General features: G+C 56.0%; 20 protein-coding genes, 1 tRNA gene and 1 rRNA gene. 9 read left to right on the top strand and 13 right to left on the bottom strand.

Going from position 1 to position 22692, the window contains the following annotated elements; all coding sequences use genetic code 11:
* Positions 1–98: 98 nt before the first annotated feature.
* Positions 99–1394 (bottom strand): TolC family outer membrane protein, encoded by a 1296-nt coding sequence (locus Q3Y58_RS04870; RefSeq protein ID WP_319621267.1) that lies wholly within the window; start codon positions 1392–1394, stop codon positions 99–101.
* Between the two features lie 413 nt (positions 1395–1807).
* Between Q3Y58_RS04870 and Q3Y58_RS04865 the strand changes: the two genes are divergently transcribed.
* Both Q3Y58_RS04865 and fabV read left to right on the top strand, forming a co-directional pair.
* Positions 1808–2113: a hypothetical protein gene (locus tag Q3Y58_RS04865; protein WP_319621266.1), complete on the top strand. Its 306-nt coding sequence runs from the start codon at positions 1808–1810 to the stop codon at positions 2111–2113.
* Positions 2114–2195: 82 nt separating this feature from the next.
* On the top strand, positions 2196–3395 hold the full coding sequence (gene fabV, locus Q3Y58_RS04860) for an enoyl-ACP reductase FabV (protein WP_319621265.1): 1200 nt from the start codon (positions 2196–2198) through the stop codon (positions 3393–3395).
* 57 nt (positions 3396–3452) lie between these two features.
* Here the strand turns inward: fabV and cydX are convergent, their stop codons facing one another.
* From cydX to cydD, 5 genes are all read right to left on the bottom strand, one after another.
* Complete coding sequence (gene cydX / locus Q3Y58_RS04855; protein WP_274220305.1) at positions 3453–3605, bottom strand: cytochrome bd-I oxidase subunit CydX; 153 nt, start codon at positions 3603–3605, stop codon at positions 3453–3455.
* Between the two features lie 17 nt (positions 3606–3622).
* Entirely contained in the window at positions 3623–4774 is a 1152-nt protein-coding gene (gene cydB, locus Q3Y58_RS04850; RefSeq protein ID WP_319621264.1) for a cytochrome d ubiquinol oxidase subunit II, read from the bottom strand.
* 5 nt (positions 4775–4779) lie between these two features.
* The gene (locus tag Q3Y58_RS04845; RefSeq protein WP_274220303.1) at positions 4780–6363 is read right to left on the bottom strand and encodes a cytochrome ubiquinol oxidase subunit I; all 1584 of its coding nucleotides are present in this window, start codon (positions 6361–6363) and stop codon (positions 4780–4782) included.
* 114 nt (positions 6364–6477) lie between these two features.
* Positions 6478–8163, bottom strand: a complete 1686-nt coding sequence (cydC, locus tag Q3Y58_RS04840; RefSeq protein ID WP_319621263.1) for a thiol reductant ABC exporter subunit CydC — start codon at positions 8161–8163, stop codon at positions 6478–6480.
* The gene (cydD, locus tag Q3Y58_RS04835) at positions 8156–9841 is read right to left on the bottom strand and encodes a thiol reductant ABC exporter subunit CydD (RefSeq protein WP_319621261.1); all 1686 of its coding nucleotides are present in this window, start codon (positions 9839–9841) and stop codon (positions 8156–8158) included. The genes cydC and cydD overlap by 8 nt, the downstream gene beginning before the upstream one ends.
* 198 nt (positions 9842–10039) lie before the next feature.
* On the opposite strand from cydD, the gene Q3Y58_RS04830 reads away from it, so the two are divergent.
* Positions 10040–10522, top strand: a complete 483-nt coding sequence (locus Q3Y58_RS04830) for an Rrf2 family transcriptional regulator (RefSeq protein WP_319621260.1) — start codon at positions 10040–10042, stop codon at positions 10520–10522.
* 2 nt (positions 10523–10524) lie between these two features.
* Here the strand turns inward: Q3Y58_RS04830 and Q3Y58_RS04825 are convergent, their stop codons facing one another.
* Positions 10525–12426, bottom strand: a complete 1902-nt coding sequence (locus tag Q3Y58_RS04825) for a pyrroloquinoline quinone-dependent dehydrogenase (RefSeq protein WP_319621259.1) — start codon at positions 12424–12426, stop codon at positions 10525–10527.
* Positions 12427–12449: 23 nt separating this feature from the next.
* Positions 12450–12662, bottom strand: a complete 213-nt coding sequence (locus Q3Y58_RS04820; protein WP_319621258.1) for a hypothetical protein — start codon at positions 12660–12662, stop codon at positions 12450–12452.
* Between the two features lie 188 nt (positions 12663–12850).
* Here Q3Y58_RS04820 and Q3Y58_RS04815 point away from each other — a divergent pair, with 188 nt between their 5' ends.
* A complete protein-coding gene (locus tag Q3Y58_RS04815; protein ID WP_319621257.1) occupies positions 12851–13513 on the top strand; it encodes a cupin domain-containing protein in 663 nt (220 codons plus the stop codon).
* On the opposite strand, the gene Q3Y58_RS04810 is transcribed toward Q3Y58_RS04815, so the two are convergent.
* The 3 genes from Q3Y58_RS04810 to Q3Y58_RS04800 form a co-directional block, all read right to left on the bottom strand.
* Entirely contained in the window at positions 13510–13980 is a 471-nt protein-coding gene (locus Q3Y58_RS04810; RefSeq protein ID WP_319621256.1) for a GNAT family N-acetyltransferase, read from the bottom strand. The two genes, Q3Y58_RS04815 and Q3Y58_RS04810, sit on opposite strands and share 4 nt — an antisense overlap.
* Before the next feature lie 159 nt (positions 13981–14139).
* Entirely contained in the window at positions 14140–14367 is a 228-nt protein-coding gene (locus Q3Y58_RS04805) for a hypothetical protein (RefSeq protein WP_274220295.1), read from the bottom strand.
* A gap of 52 nt (positions 14368–14419) precedes the next feature.
* Positions 14420–16033 (bottom strand): isocitrate lyase, encoded by a 1614-nt coding sequence (locus Q3Y58_RS04800; protein ID WP_319621255.1) that lies wholly within the window; start codon positions 16031–16033, stop codon positions 14420–14422.
* 295 nt (positions 16034–16328) lie between these two features.
* On the opposite strand from Q3Y58_RS04800, the gene Q3Y58_RS04795 reads away from it, so the two are divergent.
* The 5 genes from Q3Y58_RS04795 to Q3Y58_RS04775 all read left to right on the top strand — a co-directional run bounded on the left by Q3Y58_RS04795 (position 16329) and on the right by Q3Y58_RS04775 (position 22058).
* Complete coding sequence (locus Q3Y58_RS04795; RefSeq protein ID WP_319621253.1) at positions 16329–17738, top strand: short-chain fatty acyl-CoA regulator family protein; 1410 nt, start codon at positions 16329–16331, stop codon at positions 17736–17738.
* Positions 17739–18456: 718 nt separating this feature from the next.
* On the top strand, positions 18457–19311 hold the full coding sequence (locus Q3Y58_RS04790; RefSeq protein WP_413697791.1) for a metal ABC transporter substrate-binding protein: 855 nt from the start codon (positions 18457–18459) through the stop codon (positions 19309–19311).
* Positions 19312–19409: 98 nt separating this feature from the next.
* The gene (locus Q3Y58_RS04785) at positions 19410–20312 is read left to right on the top strand and encodes a manganese/iron ABC transporter ATP-binding protein (RefSeq protein WP_274220291.1); all 903 of its coding nucleotides are present in this window, start codon (positions 19410–19412) and stop codon (positions 20310–20312) included.
* The gene (locus Q3Y58_RS04780) at positions 20305–21201 is read left to right on the top strand and encodes a metal ABC transporter permease (RefSeq protein ID WP_319621571.1); all 897 of its coding nucleotides are present in this window, start codon (positions 20305–20307) and stop codon (positions 21199–21201) included. Before Q3Y58_RS04785 ends, Q3Y58_RS04780 begins: the two co-directional genes overlap by 8 nt.
* Positions 21201–22058 carry a metal ABC transporter permease gene (locus Q3Y58_RS04775; RefSeq protein ID WP_274220290.1) on the top strand — a complete coding sequence of 286 codons (858 nt, stop codon included), beginning with the start codon at positions 21201–21203 and terminating at the stop codon, positions 22056–22058. The genes Q3Y58_RS04780 and Q3Y58_RS04775 overlap by 1 nt, the downstream gene beginning before the upstream one ends.
* Positions 22059–22242: 184 nt before the next feature.
* Here Q3Y58_RS04775 and Q3Y58_RS04770 read toward each other — a convergent pair.
* Together Q3Y58_RS04770 and rrf are read right to left on the bottom strand one after the other, a co-directional pair.
* A tRNA-Met gene (locus Q3Y58_RS04770) sits at positions 22243–22319 on the bottom strand.
* A gap of 238 nt (positions 22320–22557) precedes the next feature.
* Positions 22558–22672, bottom strand: a 5S ribosomal RNA gene (gene rrf, locus Q3Y58_RS04765).
* Between the last annotated feature and the right edge of the window lie 20 nt (positions 22673–22692).

The following is a 22692-nucleotide window of genomic DNA, read 5'->3' as shown; positions in this document are numbered from 1 at the left end:
CTTGCCCCAAACCACATTCCCATAAAACAAAGCAGCAGGGAGACTCTGCCGAGCTTCCCTGCTGCTTTCATATCTCATTTATTTCGCTTGGCAATGCCTTAACGAAGCGGCTCAATGCTGAACCCTGCTGGCTGCGGGAAGACGGAAACCGTCTCGCGACGCCCGGCAGTGCCTTCGGCTGGTGGTTCAATGTTGAAGTGTGCCAGAAGGTTACCCGTGGTTCCCTGAAGCTGATAGGTCGCAAATTTCAGGATCGCCTGTGCGGACACCAGATCAATCTCACTGTTGAACAGCGCATTTTGAGCATTCAGGAGGTCGAGCAGCGTACGCTGACCGATATTGTACTCATCGCGGTAGCCCTCAACCACCTTGCGGTTCGCCGCAACGGTCTGACGCAGAGCGGCGATACGTTCACGCGTTGTGTCAACAGACGCCCATGCGACTTCTACACCTTCAGCGGTCTCCCGAAGCGCGCGATCGACACGGGCACGCGCTTCTGCAAGCTGTTCGTAAGCCTGGTTCTTGCGCGCGGTGTCTGTGCCGCCGTTGTAAAGGTTCCAGCGCATGCGCAGCATGACACGATATTCATCGTTCCGGCCATCGTAGCCGTTCACGTCATCGCCGAAGGAAGCCTGACCTTCAACGGATACCCGTGGCAGGAACGGCGCGTTGGTGCCTTCTGCTTCAAAATCCGCAGCATCTGTATCAGCCTGTGCCGCAAGGATCTGCGGGTTGTTTTGCTGCGCCATCGCGATGGTGGCTGACAAAGTGGCACCCGGCAAGGACGAAGCCTGAACCGGCACAAGGTTCTTCGGATCCAATCCAATTACACGGCGGTACTTTGCCATGGTGTCCAGAAGGGACTTGCGGACGGTCGATGTGATGATGCGCGTTGCGGCCACACGTTCCTGCGCCTGAGCCAAATCGGCTGCACCGGTTTCGCCGCCTTCGAAGCGCTGCCGCACTTCATTATAAATGCGCTCGTGCTTTGCAGTGTTTTCGCGAGACTTGCGCAGAATTTCCTGATGACGGATCACATCGATGTAAGCTTCGATGGCATCCAGCGCGATCGCTTCGGAGCGCTCAAGAACACGGTAAGCAGCGCCGTCAACACGGGCGCCCTGACGGTAAATCTCGTTTACAGAACCAAAGCCATCGAAAATCAGCTGTTCCGCCGTGATGTCGAACTGTTTGGCTGCACGCCACTCGCCATCGGACACAGAGCTGTCAGCAGGACGATCCAGCTGCTCGGCGCCATACGAAGCCGCAATGGACAGGCTCGGCAAATACGCACCTTGTGCGGCCCGCAGCTCCTGATCCCGCGCCCGGCGGTTTGCGGAAGATTCTTGAATATCCGGGTTTGTATGAACTGCTGCTTCTACAGCATCACGCATAGAAATCGCATGCGCAGATGCTGTGCTCAGCATCGCAATCGCCACTGCGACGGTTAGACCCCTAAAATTCATCCCCCGACTCTCCAATCTACTCCTGGTCGCAGGTGGATCTGCATATCCCCTGCCTCCTTGATGTTGCGTGTTCGTTGCCCCAGCACGCCTTCAAAGGAGTCTCAATAATCCAGAATAATGCCAATAAAAGTTGGCATTAGTAAAAACATGAAATGCGTTTATTATCAACTGACTTGTTGGGATTTGTTAAAATTGAAAGCTTCCAAACAAGCCATATTGGCTCTTCGGCCGCCAGATGTTTACTTGAATTGTCAGATGCATATTTTTGACGCTGCGTAAACATTAACTATTCCTAACGCACATGTCATCGATAACCACCTAAAAATCCAAGAAATTTGGGATTGGTTGACTTCGAATTCATTAAAGAGCGACTCTCAGTTGCGGCATTGCCACACTTGCATTCGCATTTTTTACAGTACCAACAGGCCTGCCTCTCTCTGGGGAAGGATTTCAAGACCCACTTAGCAGAATCGCCAGAATCAGCGCAGCCAAGAGGCTGCCTGCAAGAGCAGTGCAATGCAGCATCGACCGCTGCAGCGGCGTTTATGCCGGAGTATGCTGTTCTCTCAAAAATTGTATATGGAAACAGAATTCTATTATTCGTAAACCACTTCCCCAACGGTCATTTCCTCTTGAAGAAAAAATGATGCAGTGCACAATGGAGCCTGCCTGCATTGGTTTGCAGGCAGCGATCAAGCCATTTTGACTTCAAGATTTGAGGAAACCGCCATGATTATCGAAAGCAAGATTGACGGCGTCGTCGCCCGCACCTGCCACCCCCTGGGCTGCAAACAAGCTGTTCTTGATCAGATCGCTTTCGTTGAAGGCGCTCCGCAGATAACAGGTGGTCCCAAAAAGGTTCTTATTCTCGGTGCCTCCTCCGGATATGGGCTGGCATCTAGAATCTCCCTAGCTTTCGGCGGCTGCGCTGCGGACACGATCGGCGTTTCCTTCGAACGCGGCCCTAGTGATAAAGGCATCGGTACGGCAGGTTGGTACAACAATGTGTTCTTCCGCGAGGAAGCCGAACGCAAGGGCCTGATTGCCAAGAACTTCGTGGGGGATGCCTTTTCGCCGCAAATGCGGGCGGACGTGATTGACTTCATCCGGACGGAGTTTGGTGGCACCGTTGACATGGTGATTTACAGCCTGGCCACGGGCGTGCGCCCCGACCCGGAGACGGGCGAGAGAATGCGCTCGACTATCAAGCCCCTTGGCGAACCGGTTTCAGGGACCACCATCAACCTGGAACATGACCGCCTGGATGAGATGACCCTGCCCCCGGCAACCGAACAGGAAGTCCAAGATACTGTTCGGGTTATGGGCGGCGAAGACTGGCGCGATTGGATTTCGGAACTCGCGGATGCGGGCGTTCTGGCGAAGGGCTGCGCAACGCTTGCCTACTCCTATGTCGGCCCTGAGTTCACCTACGAGATTTATCATGACGGGACATTGGGGCATGCCAAGGCTCATCTGCATGCCACTGCGGACCAGATCACCGAGATGCTCAAGCCGGTTGGCGGGCAAGCCCATGTGGCTGTATGCAAGGCGCTTGTAACCAAGGCCAGCGTCTTCATCCCAACCTTCTCTCCCTACATTACAGTGCTGTTCCGCGTGATGAAGGAGAAGGGCTTGCATGAAGGCTGCATCGAGCAAATGCAAAGAATGTTTGTAGAAAAGATCTACGGCCCTGAGGACTATATCGTGGATGAGGAAAATCTGTTGCGCCTGGATGACTGGGAACTGCGCGCAGATGTTCAGGCAGAGGCGAAGGAGCTGCTCTCTCAAATCACGCCGGAGAACTTTGCAGAGATTGGCGACTATGCCGGATACAAGCAAGAGTTTCTGGCGCTCAACGGCTTTGGCCTAGAGAATGTTGACTACACACAGGAAGTGGATCCGGAGGCCCTGAAAGGGCTTCAGCCTTAAACAGCGAAAGTACAAAAGAGAAACGGCGGTTTCCCGCCGTTTCATGCTAGATAATCCTCAAGACTGGATGCGTTGCACCCGCTCAGGGCTGACTTGTTTTTTTAAGGCAGGCGCGTTGCGCTCGTCCTCACGAAACTCCAGCCACATGGCGTTGACCACTGCAAACAGCGCGGCAAAACCGAGCCCCAAAATCCAAGCGAAGTACCACATGTGCTTCTCCTTTCAGCTCAGTAGACAGTTTCCGACTGCTCGATTACGTCCTTCTCGGTCACTTTGCCCCACAGCACCTTGTAGACCCAAGAGGTGTAGGCGAGGATGAGCGGAAGGAAGATGAGGGTGACAACCAGCATCACGAACAGGGTGAGATGGGATGATGACGCATCCCAAACGGTGAGCGAAGAGTTCGGGTCCGCCGTTGATGGCAGAATGAACGGGAACATTGTCAGGCCCACGGATGAGATCATCCCGAGAATGGAGAGCTTTGACGCGATCAGCGTCAGGCCTTCCTTGCCAACCCGCATGCCGAGCAGCGCACCGATGGCGCCGACAAAACCGAGTATGGGCGCGATGATGATCCATGGGCGTTCGCTGTAGGCTGCAATCCAAGAGCCGCCGTGGACCACTTCAGACATGAGTGGGTTGGAGGGCCCGTCAGTCACTACCGGACCAGCGAACGAAAAGGCCGCCACCCCATAGGTGAGCCAAATGCCTGCCACCGCATACAGCACGATGACCGCAACTGCCGCAAAAGACCCGAACACGCGGGCACGTGATTGAACGATACCCTCGGTTTTCAAGGTGAGCCAGGCCCCGCCGTGCATGACCAACATGGCAAACGAGGTCAAACCACACAGCAGCGCAAATGGGTTGAGCAGACCGAAGAACGAGCCCTCATAGATCGGCATCAGGATTTCCGTCAGCCGGAAAGGTACACCTTGCAGAACGTTGCCCACGGCGACACCAAAGATCAACGCTGGAACAGCACCGCCAATAAACAGGCACCAGTCCCATGTCGCCCGCCAATGCACATCTTCGCGCTTGGAGCGGAACTTGAAGCCAACCGGCCGCAAGATCAGCGCTGCAAGGATCACAAACATGGCAAGGTAGAAGCCGGAAAAGCTGACTGCGTACAGTGGTGGCCATGCAGCGAAAATGGACCCGCCTCCGAGAATGAACCAGACCTGGTTTCCTTCCCAGACCGGTCCCACCGTGTTGATGACAACACGGCGTTCCAGGTCGGTTTTGGCGACGAAGGGCAGCAGAGCCCCAACGCCCATATCAAAGCCGTCAGTCATGGCAAAGCCGATGAGCAACACGCCCAACAAGGCCCACCAGATGACGCGAAGCGTTTCAAAGTCAATGAATTCGTGAATGATCATGGCGCTTACTCCGCTGGCTGCGCCGCAATGCGGCCACGTTGTTCAAACCATTCTTCTGTCTCTGCGGTATCGAGGTATGGCCCTTTTCGGATGTACTTGATCATCAAGCCCATCTCGACGACAAACAGGACGGAGTAGAACAGGGTGAAGCCTGCAAGGGTAAGGGCAACCTGCCCTATGCTCAGCTGGGAGACGGACAACGCAGTCGGCAAGACCCCGTCTACCGTCCAAGGCTGACGGCCGTACTCAGCTACGAACCAACCCATTTCTGCGGCAATCCAAGGCGTTGGAATTAGCAGCACCGCCAACCAGAGCGACCATCTTGGGAACTGCATGCCGGAAACGGAGGCTTTCCAGAAGAAGAAGGCCATGGTTACGATGAACAGCATGCCCAGACCGACCATGATGCGGAACGCCCAGAACAGGGGACCAACCTGCGGCACTGTATCATTTGCTGCCGTCTGTATCTGTTCTTCGGTGGCTTGACGGGGATCTTCCACGTAGCGCTTCAACAGGAACGCGAAGCCAAGGTCTGCACTGTGCTCTTCAAACCGCGCACGGACCTCGGGGGCGATGTTGTGAACATCGGCACGAATTTCCATCAGCGCATCGTAGGCGATCAGGCCGGAACGAATGCGTTGTTCCGCCTGTTCGACCAGTTCCTTGATGCCCGGAATTTCCTTGTCAAAAGACCGTGTACCAATGAGACCCATCACGTAAGGGATGTGAATGGCGTACTTGGTTTCACGCGCTTCTGTGTCGGGTATCCCGAATGCGGTAAAGGAAGCTGGTGCAGGTTCCGTTTCCCACATGGCTTCAATAGCCGCCAACTTCATCTTCTGGGAGTGCGTTACGGAGTAGCCGGACTCGTCGCCCAGAACCACCACGGACAATGCTCCCGCAAGACCAAAGCTTGCGGCAATGGCGATTGAGCGCCGCGCCAGTTCGATATGGCGTCCCTTCAGCAAATACCAAGAGGACACGCCGAGCACGAAGAAGGCCGCAACCACATATCCTGCGGAAACCGTGTGCACGAACTTGGCCTGCGCCACCTCGTTGAACATCACTTCAAAGAAGCTGGTCATTTCCATCCGCATGGTCATGGGATTGAACTCGGCCCCTACCGGGTTCTGCATCCATCCATTGCCGATCAAAATCCAGAGCGCAGAGAAGTTGGAGGCAATCGCCACCAGCCACGTGACCACAAGGTGAGCAACCTTAGAGAGCTTGTCCCATCCGAAGAAGAACAGACCGACAAAGGTAGCTTCCATAAAGAACGCCATGAGACCTTCAATGGCCAAAGGCGCGCCAAAGACATCTCCGACATAGTGGGAATAGTAGCTCCAGTTCATGCCGAACTGAAATTCCATGGTGATGCCAGTTGCAACACCGAGAACGAAGTTGATGCCAAACAACGTTCCCCAAAATTTCGTCATTTGTCGCCAGATTGGCCGATTGGTCATCACATAGACCGTCTCCATAATCGCCACGATGACCGACAGGCCAAGCGTGAGCGGAACGAAGAGGAAGTGATACATTGCGGTCATGGCGAACTGGAGCCGGGAGAGCTCCACAATGTCCAGTTCCATGGTGATTTACCCCCTGTGAACACAGCTGGTTAAAGGTGCATCTGAGATGCTACTTCACAGGCCTTGTGGCTCTTAAAGGGGGTATGGCGCGTTGATCTCAATCAAATAAGCGCGCTAATTGCAAAATATATTCTTTCTAATTCTAAGCTCAGAGTGAGCCCAATTTAACTCAGCATCCCGGTGCGAAGCGATTAAAATGGCGGAGTTCGGCAGATAATCGGAAATTCCAGCCAAAACTTCGTTTGCTGTCTCTTGATCCAACCCTTCAGTAGGCTCATCCAAAAGCACAAGGCGCGGATGGCGCGCAAGAACGCGAGCCAAGGACAAACGGCGTTTTTGTCCACCAGAGAGCCCCAGTCCGGACTCACCCAAAGCGCATGAGAGGCCGCCACGTTCCTTGATTGTGCGCTCAAGCGCGACCACTTTCAGCAGCTCCCAAGCCTCTGCCTCTGAGATTGCCGGATTGGCAAGACGCAGGCAGTCCAGGATGGTGCCATGCATGAGCATGGAGCGCTGCGGAAGAAAGGCTTGCCGGGCACGCAGTTCCGCTTCATCAAGGCTGGCCAAAGGCGCGCCGAACAGCGTGATACTGCCAGACGTTGGCTGCAGCAGACGCGCGGCCAAATGGAGAACGGTGCTCTTGCCCCCGCCACTGGGGCCTGTGAGAGCGAGGCGCTGACCTTGTTCCAGATCAAAGCTGATGCCCGACAGGATTTCACGGGCCGAACTTTCCGTCGTGTAGTGAACATCTTGAAAGCTGAGGGCTGGAGATGCGTTCGCGCCAACCGCAGATGCTGACGCGCAAGGCTGCTGCTCACGCTGCTCCGGCCCCTGCTCCAGCAAGCGGTTTACACGCGAAGCCGCAGCTTGCATGCGGCCATATTCGGTGACACCGCGGCGCAGTGGCCCCATTGTTTCATTGAGCGCCAGAATGGCAAAGAAGCCAAGCGCCGCCTGAGCTGCCGAGATGCTGCCAGCTTGTGCCAAGTCCGCGCCAAGTGCGAGGGCCATGACGGCAGCAATGAGGCTGGTGGAGGAGAGCGCCACACCCACAACAAGCTCAATGGTGTCCACGTGGCGCTGGTTGGCACGCAAACGTTGGTCAGCTCCGCCAACCTTCGCTAGCTGAGCCTGAAGGTTGCCCGTAACGATCAGGTCCGTTTTTGAGCGGAACAGATCGATCAAACGCAGGCGAAGGCTTTGATGAGCGCGCTCAATTCGGTTCGAGGGTGCTTTGGCCAGTTTCATGGCGATGGATAGTGTTAACCCGGTCCCCAAAAGGAACAGGCCAATGGTGACCCAAGCGACTATGGGTGCAACAAACAGATAAAGCGCTGCAAACGCCGTAAGGTAAGTGAGCCCGCCCGCCAGAATCGGGATGATCAGGCGAAGAGAAATACCGTCGAGCGCGTCCACATCTGCTGTGACGCGATTCAGCAGCTCCCCACCTCGGAAGCCGATGATTTTGCTGTAAGAAAATCGGTTGATTGCCTTTAACAGCTGAAGGCGAAGAATGGTGAGGCTTTTCAGCGTGGCATCATGGGTGAGCATACGCTCGCCATAGCGGGCAGCCGCACGGCCCAGCGCGAGAAAACGGATCGCGGCACTTGGGCGGAAGACATCAAATTGAATGCCGATGCCGACGAGACCCGCTGCGCCCGTGGCTGTGATGAACCAGCCCGAGATGCCCAACAGCGCAAGGCCTGCGATCAGCACCAGATAGGACAGCAGCAAACCGGTTAGAAACGGGCGCTTCTCTTGACGAACGATGAGACCGAAGATGGTGAGAATGTCACGCATTTTGAGCCTCCAGAACGAGCTGCTGGTCCATCTTGTCCGCAAGGGCCTTGTCATGAGTGGCAACGATGAGCGTTGCGCCCTTGTCCTTCAACGCAAGCAGGCTCTCGGTAATCTGGCGAGCCGTATCGCCGTCCAAGTCGGCAGTGGGTTCATCAGCCAAAATGATGCCGGCATCTGAAAGCATGGCTCTGGCGAGCAACAACCGGCGGGCCTCCCCACCGGAAACGCCGGCGCCAGTTTCACCCAAACGAGTAAACAGTCCATCTGGCAGGCGCTCAACCACGCCATTGGCCTGAGCAGATTGCAGCGCCTCATCAATCTCGTCCGCGGGAATATGCCCTCTGGCGAGAGAAAGATTGCGGCGCACAGTTTCCGCCAGGAAATGCGGAGTTTGCGCAACCCAGTCCATGTTGCTGCGCAGCTGGTCTGCCGTTTCCGCAGTCATTTCGAACTCACCAATGCGAAGGGTGCCGCCACTTGGCGGGATGAGGCCCGCGATCAAAGCCAGCAGGGTCGATTTTCCTGAACCACTTGCGCCAACAATCGCCAGAGACGTTCCTGCTGGCACTTTCGCCTCCTGATATCGCATTGGCTCTTCCGAGCCATAGCTGAAGTGCAGCCCAGACCACGCCACAGGGGCTGGCGCGCGTGGCATTTCCACTGCACCGCCCCTACCCAGAATAGGCTTCAGCTCCTGCTTCTCTCGTTCAGCCAACTCACCGGCAACAGCCACCGCCGAGGCCTTGTCATGCCATGCAGCCGCCAGATCCCTCAGGGGCTGGAAGTAGTCTGGCGCCAACAGCAACAGGAACACGCCTTCATACACCGTCAACTGCGTGGCGTAGGACCCGAAGGTGATCTCTCCCAGCAAGGTGAAGCCCACGAACACGGCGACCATTGCAACGCCCAGCGCCGCGAACAGCTCCAAAACCGTGGAAGACAGAAAAGCGATGCCGAGCACCTTCATGGTTTGCTGGCGAAGCGTATCCGCAGCGCCTTTAAAAGCATCTTCGCTGCGCTCCACCGCACCAAGGGCTCGAATGTCAACGGCTGCTGACAAGTGCTCCATGAGCAGAGCATTCAAACTGCCGATTTCCTGCATCTGCTTTTCGCTGGCACTGCGTGCCGCCATGCCGACGAGGATCATGAAAACGGGTATGAGCGGCCCTGCGATGAACAGGATGAGGGCAACGACCCACGAATGCCAAAGGGCGAAGCCGAGGATGACCAGCGGCACGATGCCAACGCGAACCTGCGCAGGCTGATAGCGCGTGATGTAAACCCGAAGGCTGTCCAGCTTTTCGGCAAGAAGGGATGCAAGGGCGGCGGAGTTTTCATTGCCCGCGCATTGCGGCGACCGCAGAGCTTCCTGTTGAGCGACCTCTGCCCGTACTTTGGAAATGACGTCATCTGCCGCATTGAAGCTGATCCGCCCGGCGCTTGTGTCCAGCGCAATGCGGCAGGCTCCGAGCGCGAGAAAACCGAGCGCTGCTGCCCAAACGGAAAGGTCATGGAGCTCAGGCTGCAGCAAACTGGCAACAAGCATTGCGACAAGCGCGGCCTGACCGATCCAGAGCAAGGACGCTACAGTTGTCAGGTAACCAGACAGCTTTAGCCTCTTGCGCACGGGCGCAAGCAACAGTTTCAGCTTTTCACTGGCAGCATCAGCCACGGGCATTGAACTCCTAAGCCACTCTCAAAGGACAGGGGTTACTGCGGGTTGGCTGAAACTTCAACATCTACTGAGGAAGGATTTTCAACAGAAAATGCATCTCCTCTCGTTAGAACGCTTAAAGAGTGGCGTTGCATGACCTATGTCAAACTGTCGCAGGTACTTTTGTATATGCTGACCGTAACGGCAACTGGGAAACAATTGATGCGTCTAACGACTCGGACAAATCTTGCCATGCGGGCACTGATGTTCTGTGCGGTGAACGAAGGCCGCATTGTCCGGAAGAGTGAAATGGCCAAGGCATGCAACGCCTCGGAGAACCATCTGGCGCAGGTGGTCAACACTCTGAGCCAGACCGGCTACTTGCAGACCGTACGCGGGCGCAATGGTGGCATCCGGCTGGCCAAGGCAAAAGACCATATCTCCGTTGGAGCTGTTTTCAGGAAGTTTGAGGCGCATTTGCCGCTTACCGAATGTTTCGACCGAGACCACAACACGTGCCCGCTGGCGAACAGCTGCCGTTTACCAACCTATCTGGTGGGGGCGCTTGGCGCATTCTACAGCTATCTGGATGGCATCAGTCTCGCTGATCTGGTCAACGATAATGTTGAACTCAGCACGATCCTCTCGGTCGCAGCGCCGATTGTCAGCCAACTTGAAAAGGCCGAAACGCCCTCCGTCACATGAGTTCACGGCAATCTGAACGCGACCAGGGCATCCCCCAAGCGCGGGCGGAGCAATGCACTTCCTCCTGCTGCGATTACAACATACTGGCGGCCATCCTCTTCCGATATGAAAGTCATGGGCGTTGCTGCGCCATCGAAGGGAATGGGATGTGACCAAAGCTCATCGCCCGTCCAGATATTGAAAGCGCGGATTCGTGCATCCATGGTCGCTGCAATGAAGACGAGGCCTGATTTCGTGATGATCGCGCCACCGATGTTCGGGCTGCCCCACGCCTTCGGACCTTCCAGACCCATGGCCAGCGGAACCCTTCCAAGAGGCACGCGCCATCTCAACTCTCCGCTATCAATGTTCACCGCAGCGAGCTCGCCCCAAGGCGGGGCGTTGCATGGCACCCCTAACGGCGAAAGCAGCACACCGCGACGCATCATGTAAGGCGCGCCTTTCTGACGCCCCAGCTCGCCGGGCCCGCTTCCGTGACTTTCATTGGCGTCCGCGGGGATCAACCTAACCCATTGCGCAAGGTTCATGACATTCGTCACCACCATCCGCCGTTCCGGATCATAGGCGGCACCCCCCCAGTTACTGCCGCCGCCATAAAAAGGCATTTGCACCGAACCGCGCAGGCTGGGCGGGGTGTATAGCCCATCAGCCCGCATATCCGCCATTTCATCTGCACACCATGCCTTGTCCAAAGGCGTGATGCCCCACGCATCCGCCTGCGAGAAGCCTTGCTGCGCAACAGGCTTGGGAAGGATGGGAATTGGCTGGGTTGGAGACGTCTGCTCGCCCTCAACATCCGTCTGTGGCACAGCCTGCTCGCGGGTTGGGAACAGGTACTCGCCGGTTGCCCGGTCGAGCACGTAGATGCTGCCCATTTTGGTGACCTGCACCACCGCAGGAACGCGGCCTACCAACGTCTCCTTGTGGGCGAGCACCGGCTGAGCGGGCATGTCCAAATCGAACAGGTCGTGATGAACGATTTGCCGAACCCAGCGCTCCTCTCCCGTGCGTGCATCGAGTGCAACCACGGCGTTGGTTCGTGCCAAGTCCTTCTTTCGAAAACCGCCCCAGTAATCCGGGCTGGGGCTGCTGGTTGGAATGAAAACAGTTGCCGTTTCCTCATCCACTGAGAGGGGTGCCCAGGCATTTGCCGCGCCGGATTTTCTCCGCTCTTCCGCCGGTATTGGATTCCAGGACCAGACCTCTATACCCGAGCGCACATCCACCGCGCGCACAATGCCATCCGGCATGTCGACATTCTGGTTGTCGCCAATGGCTGTTCCGATGATGGCCAAGTCTTCGAAGATCACGGCAGGCGACGTGATATTTACAACGCCCTGCCCCTGATTATCGAAGGTTGTGTTCAGATCCAGTACGCCGTTCTCGGCAAAATCAGTGCAAAGGTCTCCCGTTTGCGCATCCAAAGCCACAAGACGGCCATCCAGCACCGGTGCGATCACCCGTTTCTGGCAAGACCCATCCACGCCACTTTCCCAGTAACTGACACCACGACAAATGAGAGAATGCTGCTGATCATAGTCTCGCGGCAAGGGCGGAGACGGCTCGAAACTCCAAAGTTCGCCGCCCGTTTCCGGTTCCACGGCAATCACGCGGTTGTAAGGCGTGCAGATGAAGAGCTTGCCGTCTGCATAGATCGGGTTTGCCTCAAACGTGGTCTTGCGCGTGCCGTTCTCGCCGTTTGAAAAGTCACCGGTGTTAAACACCCAAACCTGTTCAAGGTCCTTGATGTTCGCCGGGGTAATCTCCGCTGCTTCAGAGTACTGACCACCGCCCGGCTGGCCGCCATATTGCCCCCAACCTTGCGCGTTGGCATTGCCCCACCACACGCCGGCCAACAGCAGAGCCCACACTAGCATTGCACGTCTGGTTAGGGCTTTTGCCATGGTCTTGCGTTCCTCTACGCCAGTTATTGGGGAGGTCGAACCTTCCGAACCAAAAGTAAGACCACAAGAACAGCGAGTGCGGACAGGAAGCAGGTGCCGGTGGCAACGATGGTTGCCATGACTGACGGACCAAGGGCGACACCTTCAAAAACGCCATAGACGATCATGGTGGTCACGGCGACGCCAAAACCAAACCACATCAATAGCAGGAGCAAACACGCCCAAAGCCAGACCATGACACCTCTGTTGGCAGATCAAGAGTACTCGGTGCACCATGTGGGCACCATGAGCGCTGTTCTCGAACGCGCCTAGCTTTCAGTCTTTAGAGGGCGGGGGTCAATTCTTGGAAAGACGGGGTGCTTGACACCAACCGGCACCATTCTATCTACTGGTAGGTAGAGACCGATCACCAATTGGAAACGCCATGAAGATAAACGCGGATTTTTCTCAACGCGTCACCATAGACACCACGAAGATGAACTGGGTCACTTCGCCCATGGCGGGGGTGGAACGTCGTATGCTGGACCGCATCGGAGACGAGGTCGCGCGAGCAACAACGATTGTGCGCTACGCGCCGGGCAGTCACTTTTCCGCCCACACCCACGACGGCGGAGAAGAGTTTTTGGTGCTGGAAGGCGTCTTCCAAGACGAACACGGCGATTTTACTGCGGGCACCTATGTGCGCAACCCGCCGACATCACGGCATACACCCGGTTCCGAGTTTGGCTGTACTATATTGGTGAAACTGAATCAGTTTGATCCAGAAGACCGAACCCATGTACGCATCGCCACTCAGAATTTGAAACCCGTATGCGCAGCAGATCGGCCGGGGGTCAGCATCATGCCGCTTTATCACGATGCGCGAGAAACGGTTCAGATGGAAGACTGGGCCCCTAACACCGTCGCAACACAGCACTGCGCGGGAGGTCTTGAAGGATACGTTCTAGACGGATCAATCGAAGAAAGCGGTGAGCTGCTGACCACTGGCACCTGGTTCCGTCTCCCGGATGGCGCTGTTTTTAAAGCAAAAAGCCAAAGCCAAGGTGCAAGGCTCTGGATAAAAAGTGGCCACTTGAAAGGGCTTTAGAGAGTGATGCGATAGACTTTGATCCTGCCGCGCTGTGACGTTGCCACTTCCCCAGTTGGCACCCAGCCGCGTCGCAGGATCAACCGTTCCGCTTTGTCTGTGGTCGTGTAAAGCGCTCCGTACCCCAGTTCACGAGCGGCACTCTCGATTGCGCCGACCAGCGCGTCACCAATGCCCTTGCCGCGATGGGCTGGCATTACAACCATTGCGGCCAGCCAAGGGGTATGACCGAACTCGCTGCCAAGTGACGCCTGTTTCAAGGAAGCTGTGCCCAAAACCTGCCCCTGCTCACCAAGAGCTACAAGACCAATTGGGAGAGAAGACCCATTGCAGCACGCCTCCAGATCGGCATGCGCATCGCCGTTTCCGGCGGCTCCGTACCATTCGCTCCATTCAGCCTCAAACAACGCCGCCAGTTCTGGCAGGGTGTTTCGCGCTTCCGCCAGCCTTTTGATCTCGATACTCATCGCGCCCTCCCCACCGGTTGAATGAGGCTGCGATGCCAGTTTCCCGATTCAATTTCAATCGTCATTTCGTAAAACAGCAAAAGGCCCCGTCACCTATGCGACGGGGCCATTCAACTGACCGACCACTTAGAGGAAAAAATCGGTCAATCTTTTGCGATCTTATTGATCGTTGGTCTTTTCACGAATGGTTGGAACAACCTGATCGCCATAGCTGCCACCACCATTGTGGCAGCGGGATACGCGGATCAGCTCAACGGACAGACCCAGGTCAACCGCACGCTGAACGGCTTCGTTCACCCGGTGGGTCGCTTCTGCAATGCGCTGAACTGCACGGTCCTGCTCAGAGGTCGTTGGAAGGTCAATGCGCTGAAATGCGTGGTTCGTCATGATTGCATTCCTTTCATAGCTGGGCTGTCTTGATGCCCGCGATCCATCTTGGTTAAGCTGCTTCGAACTGGTTCATGGTGTTCTTGGTTCCACCGGCCTTGAGGGCGCGGTCACCACCGACCATTTCCTTGAAAGTATCACCGAGGTCAGAACCAACTTCGTGCTGGTGCTTAACCGCGGAGATGCTCCGGCGGATTTCTTCACGCTGAATGGTGGCAACATAGGCCAGCATGCGGTCCTCACCGAAGTAGCCCTTGGACAGCTCATCCATGCCCTTTGCGGTCAGGTGGAAGGTTGGCAGCGTGATGAGGTTGTGGAACACCCCAGCGCGGGTTGCGATGTCGTACTGGAAGTCACGCAGGCGCTTGTCTGCCTCACGACCAAGATCGGTATCATCCAGTTCTGCAGACATGAGCTGCGTGCTGTCTGGGTACTGATCCGGGCTGATCATGCCTTCCTCGATCCACTGAGCACGAACCTGCTTGCGAAGGTTCAGCGTCCAGTTGAAGGACGGAGAGTTGTTGTAGGTCAGCTTCGCGTTCGGAATTTCCTTGCGGATCTCCTCAACCATGGATGCAATTTCGGTTACATCCGGTGTTGCGGTCTCAATCCAGAGAAGGTCTGCACCGCCCTGCTTAAGGGAAGAGATACAGTCTTCAATAACACGCTCGCGACCGGTGTTCTCCTTAAAGGCAAACAGACCATTCGGCAGGCGAACCGGCTTCACATAGCCACCATCCTGCGCCAGAACCAGATCGCCATCACGGGCTGGGTTCTCTTCAGTGATCGGCTCGGTCTTTAGCCATTTGATGTACTCAGACGCAAGATCACCCGGCTCTTGGCTTACTGGGACCTTCTGGGTGAGGCCTGCACCGAGGCTATCGGTGCGCGCAACGATAACCCCTTCATCAACGCCGAGTTCCTCAAAGGCCAAGCGGCACGCACGCAGCTTCTCAATGAAGTCTTCGCGCGGTACGGTTACTTTACCATCCTGGTGGCCACACTGCTTTGCATCGGAAACCTGGTTCTCGATCTGCAGACAGCATGCACCTGCCTTGATCAATTCCTTAGCAAGCAAGTAAGTGGCGTGCTCGTTACCAAAACCTGCGTCGATGTCGGCAATGATCGGAACAACGTGGCTTTCGAAGTTGTCGATCTCTGCGATCGCCTTTTTCTCGGCAACCTCGTCGCCTTCGTTGCGTGCCGCAGCCAGTGTCTTGAACAAATCGTTCAGAGCGACTTCATCGGCCTGACGCAGAGAGGTATAGATTTCCTGAACCAGATCAACAACGGCGGTTTTCTCGTGCATGGACTGGTCTGGCAGGTGACCCCAGGTGTTGCGCAGGCCAGCAACCATCCAACCGGAGAGATAGACATAAGTGCCCTTCGCCGTGCCGCGCTGGCGCTTTACAGCCTTGATCATCTGCTGTGCGTGGAAACCGGACCAGCAACCCAAAGACTGCGTGAAACGTGAAGGATCTGCGTCATAGGCCGCCATGTCCTCACGCATGACCTTCGCCATGTCGCGCGCGATATCCAGATGGGTGTCGTAGGTGTTCTGGATTTTCAGCTGAACGATGTCGTCCACGGATACGCCGCCCGGGGTCTGACCGCTCGGGTAGCGTTCCAGTACCGATTGACGGATTTCGGAATAAGTTGAAGCCATGTTGTGTCCTCCTCAAATTTCATGGTGCGCCGGGTCAAAGCCTCCCAGCTCATGCCCTTTGCAAACTTCTCTTCTGGCGCCTCAAACGTCTCGGCAGGTTTGTAAAAAACAAAAACTTCGACCTTTGTGTCGATTTGCGAAGATCGCATACGTAGTTTTTGTTTTTCCTTTTCCTACCTTCGGTTAAGCGGCTTGCCATTACTGTATTTGCAGCGCATTTTGTGTGAAACGCCTGAAAAAGCGAAGATTTGCAAAGCATGATCTTGCGAAGTGCGAAGGTTGCGAAGGTGCAGTGATGAAGAAGGCATTTCTTGGGGGGCGTCTGAGACAGCTCCGTGAGCAAAACAAACTCACACAAGCGGCGCTGGCTCAACGTCTTGATATATCAGCAAGTTACCTGAACCAACTGGAGCGAAATCAACGCCCGTTGACGGTGCAGGTTTTGCTCAAAATCAATCAGGAATTCGGGCTGGATATCCAGTTCTTTTCGGAGGAGGGAGACGCCCGATTGCTCGCAGAGCTGCGTGAAGTTTTTCACACAGAAATGCAAGAGGATGCTGTTACAGCCGCGCAATTACGCGACCTTGTTGATAACACACCGGCTGTGGCTAGACGTTTTGTTAGGTTATACCGCGATTATCGCGAGGCGGACGAGTTGGCAAAGACTCAGGTACTGGGCGGTACGCCAGCCAACTCAGCAGCAAACGCTCGCACCGCCTTTGAGGACGTGCGAGATTTCTTTTACGACAAGCGCAACTATTTCGAGCAGCTCGACAACAAGGCGGAGGCCATCTTCGAAAACGCCTCGCTGTCCATTGGCCACTCACTGGATGGACTAACCCGGCGCTTGCGCAACCGACATGACATTGAAGTGGCGCTCGTGGACATGCCAGAGGGCGGTCAGATACGCCACTACAATGCGCAAGAGCACGTCCTGCAGCTTGCCAGAAGCCTGCGTGGCGGTCAGCGCGCCTTTCAGATCGCGCTCCAGATCGGCCTTCTGGAAGCACAAAGCGAAATTGAACGCCAAGTCTCGACGGTGGAGTTTGCGACCAACGAAACACGAGAACTGGCGCGCATCGGCTTGGCCAAATACTTCGCAGCGGCGCTTATCATGCCCTACAACGCCTTCTGGAAGGCGGCGGAAAAGAGCCGCTATGATATCGCGTGGCTCAGCCGACAATTCGGAGCCGGTTTTGAGACCACCTGCCACCGGCTCAGCACGCTTCAGCGCCCCACCCAGAAGGGCATCCCCTTCTTCTTCTTGCGGGTAGACCGGGCTGGCAACATCTCAAAACGCCAATCGGCAACGGACTTCCACTTTTCCAAAGTTGGAGGCAGCTGTCCGCTTTGGAAGGTCCATGCCGCCTTTGATCAGCCGGGAGAGATCCTGACTCAAATTGCACAAATGCCCGATGGGCGTACTTACTTCTGGGTGACGCGCACGGTTGCCAGCGGCTATGGCAGCTACGGCGCACCGGGCAAGTTCTTCTCAATCGCCCTTGGCTGCGACATTCAACACGCGAGCCGCATGGTGTACTCAAAGGGTCTGGACCTCAGTGACCCAGAGGCCGCTACGCCAATCGGCGCGGGCTGCAAGATGTGCCCAAGGGAAAAGTGCACGCAACGCGCCTTTCCGATGGTGGGTAAGTCCATCGAGATTGACGCCAATAGCGCAGGGTTCGCGCCCTATTCATCCGATTAGCGGACGAAGCGAATCATTTCGGCTATTCACTATCATTCTCAATAGGTTAGGCCGAGTAGCACGCATTTTGTCGAGGATAAGTTCGAGTAACTTGCCTTGATGTTATCTGCCCGCCCCGTGTACCACGCCAACCATTGTGATGCGCGCGGCTGGGCTTTTGATTGAACACTCCCCTGAGCCTACGCAGTTCTTCCGACGCGATCTCAATGACTTCGCGGCCCTGTCTGTTGAGAGGGTGACAACCTGGCTGCGGTCGGAAGCTTTTTGATGGCTGTCACGACGTGTAAATGCAGGCTTTACGCGGTCTGCGCCGACACCTTCCAAGCCAGACTTCGATGGACAGAGGATCAGGATACTGTAGGCTTCTGGAGCTGATCCTTCGCCAGATTGATGGCTGCCGTCGGATGGCCCGCCGCATGAGGATAATCAATAGGATGGATCGCCTTGGGAGTGCTAACTGCGAGCCTTACATTTCTGGATGAGGTGCACACGTGGCCATGGAGAGCTCACCTCCACGTTACCCGAACCGGCTTCAGGCAAGAGGCTCGGCGCCGGTGGCCCACTATTGAACTTGCAAATCATTCGCAATTGCAATAATACTTGCAAGTCACTCGCAATTGCAACTACCGGAATCATACGGATCAACCAAAGCATCATCAGGAGTCACTACATGTCAAAAATTCTTAGCGGTCTGGCGGCAGGCACAGCACTCGTGGCCATGATTGCGTCTTCTGCGCAAGCGGAAGAAAAGATGAAAGTCGTCACAACGTTTACCGTGCTGGCCGACATGGCCTCAAACGTTGCAGGCGATGCGGCAGAGGTTGTCTCCATCACAAAGCCCGGGGCTGAGATCCACGGGTATGAGCCCACACCGCGGGACATTGTCCGCGCCAGCGATGCTGACTTGATCCTTTGGAACGGCATGAACCTCGAGCTGTGGTTCGAGCAGTTCCTGTCAAACATGGGCGATGTTCCCTCCGCAACCCTGACGGATGGCATTACGCCAATTTCCATTGCGTCCGGTGCTTATGAAGGCAAGCCAAACCCTCATGCCTGGATGGGGCTCGACAACGCTCTGATTTACATTGACAATATCGTGGAAGCGTTTTCTGAACACGACCCGGAAAACGCAGCGACATATGTGAAGAACGCAGCCGCCTACAAAGACCAACTACGCGCAACACTCGAGCCGCTGCGCGAGCAGGTCTCGCAAATCCCTGAGGACAGCCGTTGGCTTGTTACTTGTGAGGGGGCCTTCAGCTATCTGGCCAGGGACTTCAATATGAAGGAACTCTATTTGTGGCCGATGAATGCAGACCAAAACGGCACCCCACAGCAAGTGCGCAAGGTAATTGACGGGGTGAAGGAGAACGATATCCCGGTAGTCTTCTGTGAAAGCACGGTGAGCAGCGCGCCCGCAGAACAGGTGGCCCGTGAAACCGGTGCCAACTACGGAGGCGTGCTCTATGTTGATTCACTGAGTGAGCCAGATGGCCCAGTTCCAACCTATCTGGACCTTCTACGCGTGACGTCCGAGACAGTAGCCAAGGGTCTTACCACCCACACAAACTGACAGGTCGTCGCTCCCAATACAGTTATTGCCTTCGCGACTTGCGAGACGCGAAGGCTTTTCCCGGTTTTACGGAAGCAATTCTTCCAGAGGTCCAACACATGTTAGCCAAGCCTGAAGACATTCAAACACGGGTCGCCGACGACGGCTCAGGCGGCGGCATTCTTGCCGACAACGTTACGGTGACCTATCGCAATGGCCATACAGCTCTTTTTGACGCCAGCTTTGAAATTCCACGGGGCACGGTAACCGCCCTTGTTGGCGTGAACGGCGCAGGCAAATCCACGTTGTTTAAAGCGATCATGGGCTTTGTTCCTGCTGCCCGCGGCGAGATCCGCCTTTTGGGCCGGACGGTCAAACAAGCTCTGAAAGAGAACCTCGTTGCCTATGTTCCGCAATCAGAGGAAGTGGACTGGGCCTTCCCGGTATTGGTGGAAGATGTGGTCATGATGGGCCGGTATGGGCACATGGGCTTTCTGCGCCGCCCTTCCAAAGCAGACCATGATGCCGTGGAGCAGGCACTTCGGCGCGTGAACATGCAGGACTACCGCCATCGCCAGATTGGCGAATTGTCCGGCGGTCAGCGAAAACGTGTGTTTCTGGCGCGCGCGCTGGCTCAGGATGGCCAGGTTATTCTCCTTGACGAGCCCTTCACCGGCGTGGACGTGAAGACCGAGGACCAGATCATCCAACTGTTGCGCGAGCTGCGTGCCGAAGGCCGTGTGATGTTGGTATCCACGCACAATCTGGGGTCTGTTCCCGAGTTCTGTGACCGAACCGTTCTGGTGAAGGGCACAGTGTTGGGGTATGGGCCAACGGAAACCACCTTCACTCCCGAGAATTTGGAGCACGCTTTTGGCGGCGCGCTTCGTCACTTCACGCTCGGCGGCCCGGCTCTGCATGAGGATGGCGATCCCCGTCAAGTGACCATTCTAACAGATGATGAACGCCCGTTTGTTCAATATGGCGAGCAGACTCAAGTAAGTGAGCGCAACGATGCTTGAGTACCTGCTGGAACCATTCAACTACGGCTACATGACCAATGCCATGTGGGTGTCCGCGCTTGTTGGCGGGGTCTGCGCGTTTCTTTCCGCTTATCTCATGCTGAAGGGCTGGTCTCTGATTGGTGATGCGCTCTCCCACTCCGTAGTGCCAGGCGTCGCCGGGGCCTACATTCTGGGTTTACCGTTTTCTCTCGGAGCATTCATCGCTGGCGGACTGGCAGCAGGTGCCATGCTTTTCCTTTCCGAGCGCTCCGGGTTGAAAGTGGACGTCATCATCGGCCTGATCTTCACCTCCTTCTTTGGCCTTGGCCTCTTCATGGTCTCGGTGAACCCCATGTCGGTCAGCATTCAGACGATCACCATGGGCAACATTCTGGCGATTACGCCGGAAGATACCTTGCAGCTGGCCATCATCGGCTTTGTGTCCCTCGCGGTTCTCCTGGCAAAGTGGAAGGATCTCATGGTGACCTTCTTTGACGAAAACCATGCTAGGTCCACCGGTCTCAATCCCGGCCTCTTGAAAGCAACCTTCTTCGTGTTGCTTTCGGCCTCTGTAGTGGCTGCCATGCAGACTGTGGGCGCGTTCCTCGTCATCGCCATGGTGGTCACACCCGGCGCCACCGCCTACCTTCTTTGTGACCGGTTCCCGCGCCTCATCATCCTGTCTGTCTTGATTGGAAGCCTGACTAGTTTCTTCGGCGCCTATATCAGCTACTTCCTGGATGGCGCGACGGGGGGCATCATCGTGACCCTACAAACGCTGATTTTCCTCATTGCTTTCATCTTCGCGCCCAAACACGGCTTGCTTGCCGCACGCCGAAAGGCGCGGCTTGCCCTTGCAAGGGCCGATCAACAGGGCGGCACCCCTGAAGCAAAGGAGAGCTTTTGATGTCGATGGATGAGCTGCTCCTTCCGTTTCAATTTCCGTTCATGCAGAACGCATTCTACATCTCCCTGCTGGTGGCGGTGCCAACAGCCCTGCTCTCCTGTTATCTGGTGCTGAAAGGTTGGGCGCTCATGGGAGACGCCGTCAGCCATGCCGTCTTGCCGGGCATTGTCTTGGCCTACATCCTCAACATCCCGCTTCTCATCGGTGCCTTTCTTGCGGGAATGACCTGCTCCCTTGCCACAGGGTATCTTTCCCATAACAGCCGAGTGAAACAAGATACGGTCATGGGCGTTGTCTTTTCAGGCATGTTTGGTCTCGGCATCGTGCTCTATGTCTCCATTGAGACGAACGCCCATTTGGACCACATCCTGTTCGGCAACATGCTGGGCGTTGAAGCACACGAGCTCTGGACCGCCGGCATCATCTCGCTGCTGGTGTCGGGAACCATTGCCTTGAAATGGAAAGATCTTCTGCTGCATGCATTTGATCCGGCGCAGGCACAGGCCGCAGGCTTACCAGTAAATGTCTTGCACTACGGCCTGCTCGCCGCGCTATCCCTGACCATCGTTGCCACCCTTGCAGCCGCGGGCCTTATTCTGGCGATCGGTCTCCTGATCGCGCCTGGTGCCATTGCATTCCTGCTGGTCCGCCGCTTTGGCCACATGCTTGTTGTAGCCGTGCTCAGCTGCATGATTGCCATGATCCTTGGGACTTACCTGAGCTTTTTCCTCGACAGTGCCCCCGCACCAACGATCATCCTGATCCTGACGGCAATGTTTGTTCTGGCCTTCGCCAAGAAGCTCCATACCAATAAGAGAACATCAATGCAGTTGATCAAAGAACAAACAGAGAGCTGAGCTTCGGCGCCTAAACCCGGACGGAATGACAAGAACCACAGGCCCCGTGTGATGCGGGGCCCTTGGGCCTTTTGTGGCAGCCGAGGTCAGGTCGCTACCCACATGCGCACTGCAGAAGACGCATCTGTGAACCTGACCGTAGAACAAAAAACCCGCCAACTCGATGAGTTAGCGGGTTAATCTTTGGTTGCGGGGGTAGGATTTGAACCTACGACCTTCAGGTTATGAGCCTGACGAGCTACCGGGCTGCTCCACCCCGCGATAAACTTCTTTTTTGGGCTTTTGTTGTGCCCAGCCGGGCGTTGGCGTTGCCCGGTCTTTTTGGTTTGCCCGTCCTCACTCAGGCCAGTGGCCTTGCGGGCGATGCGGGGCTGTTCCACCGCGACAAACTTTTAGTTTCGTGTATGAAGAGACACGAAAAGGCCCGTGGTTGGGCCTTGTTTTGTGTTCAAGCTGATTGGCTTGGACAGTTGGAGAGGTTTTTGATTGTTGTTATCATGCCCGGCGGCGCCCTACTCTCCCGCGTCTTGAGACGAAGTACCATTGGCGCAGGGGCGTTTCACTTCCGAGTTCGGGATGGGATCGGGTGGGGGCGCCCCGCCATGGCCACCGGGCAGGATAACAACAATTTGAG

The sequence above is a fragment of the Nesiotobacter zosterae genome (assembly GCF_033843645.1).
Classification (GTDB): Bacteria; Pseudomonadota; Alphaproteobacteria; order Rhizobiales; family Stappiaceae; genus Pseudovibrio; species Pseudovibrio zosterae.
Note: the sequence above shows the minus strand (reverse complement) of the source record. Positions and strands in the feature narration are given on the sequence as shown.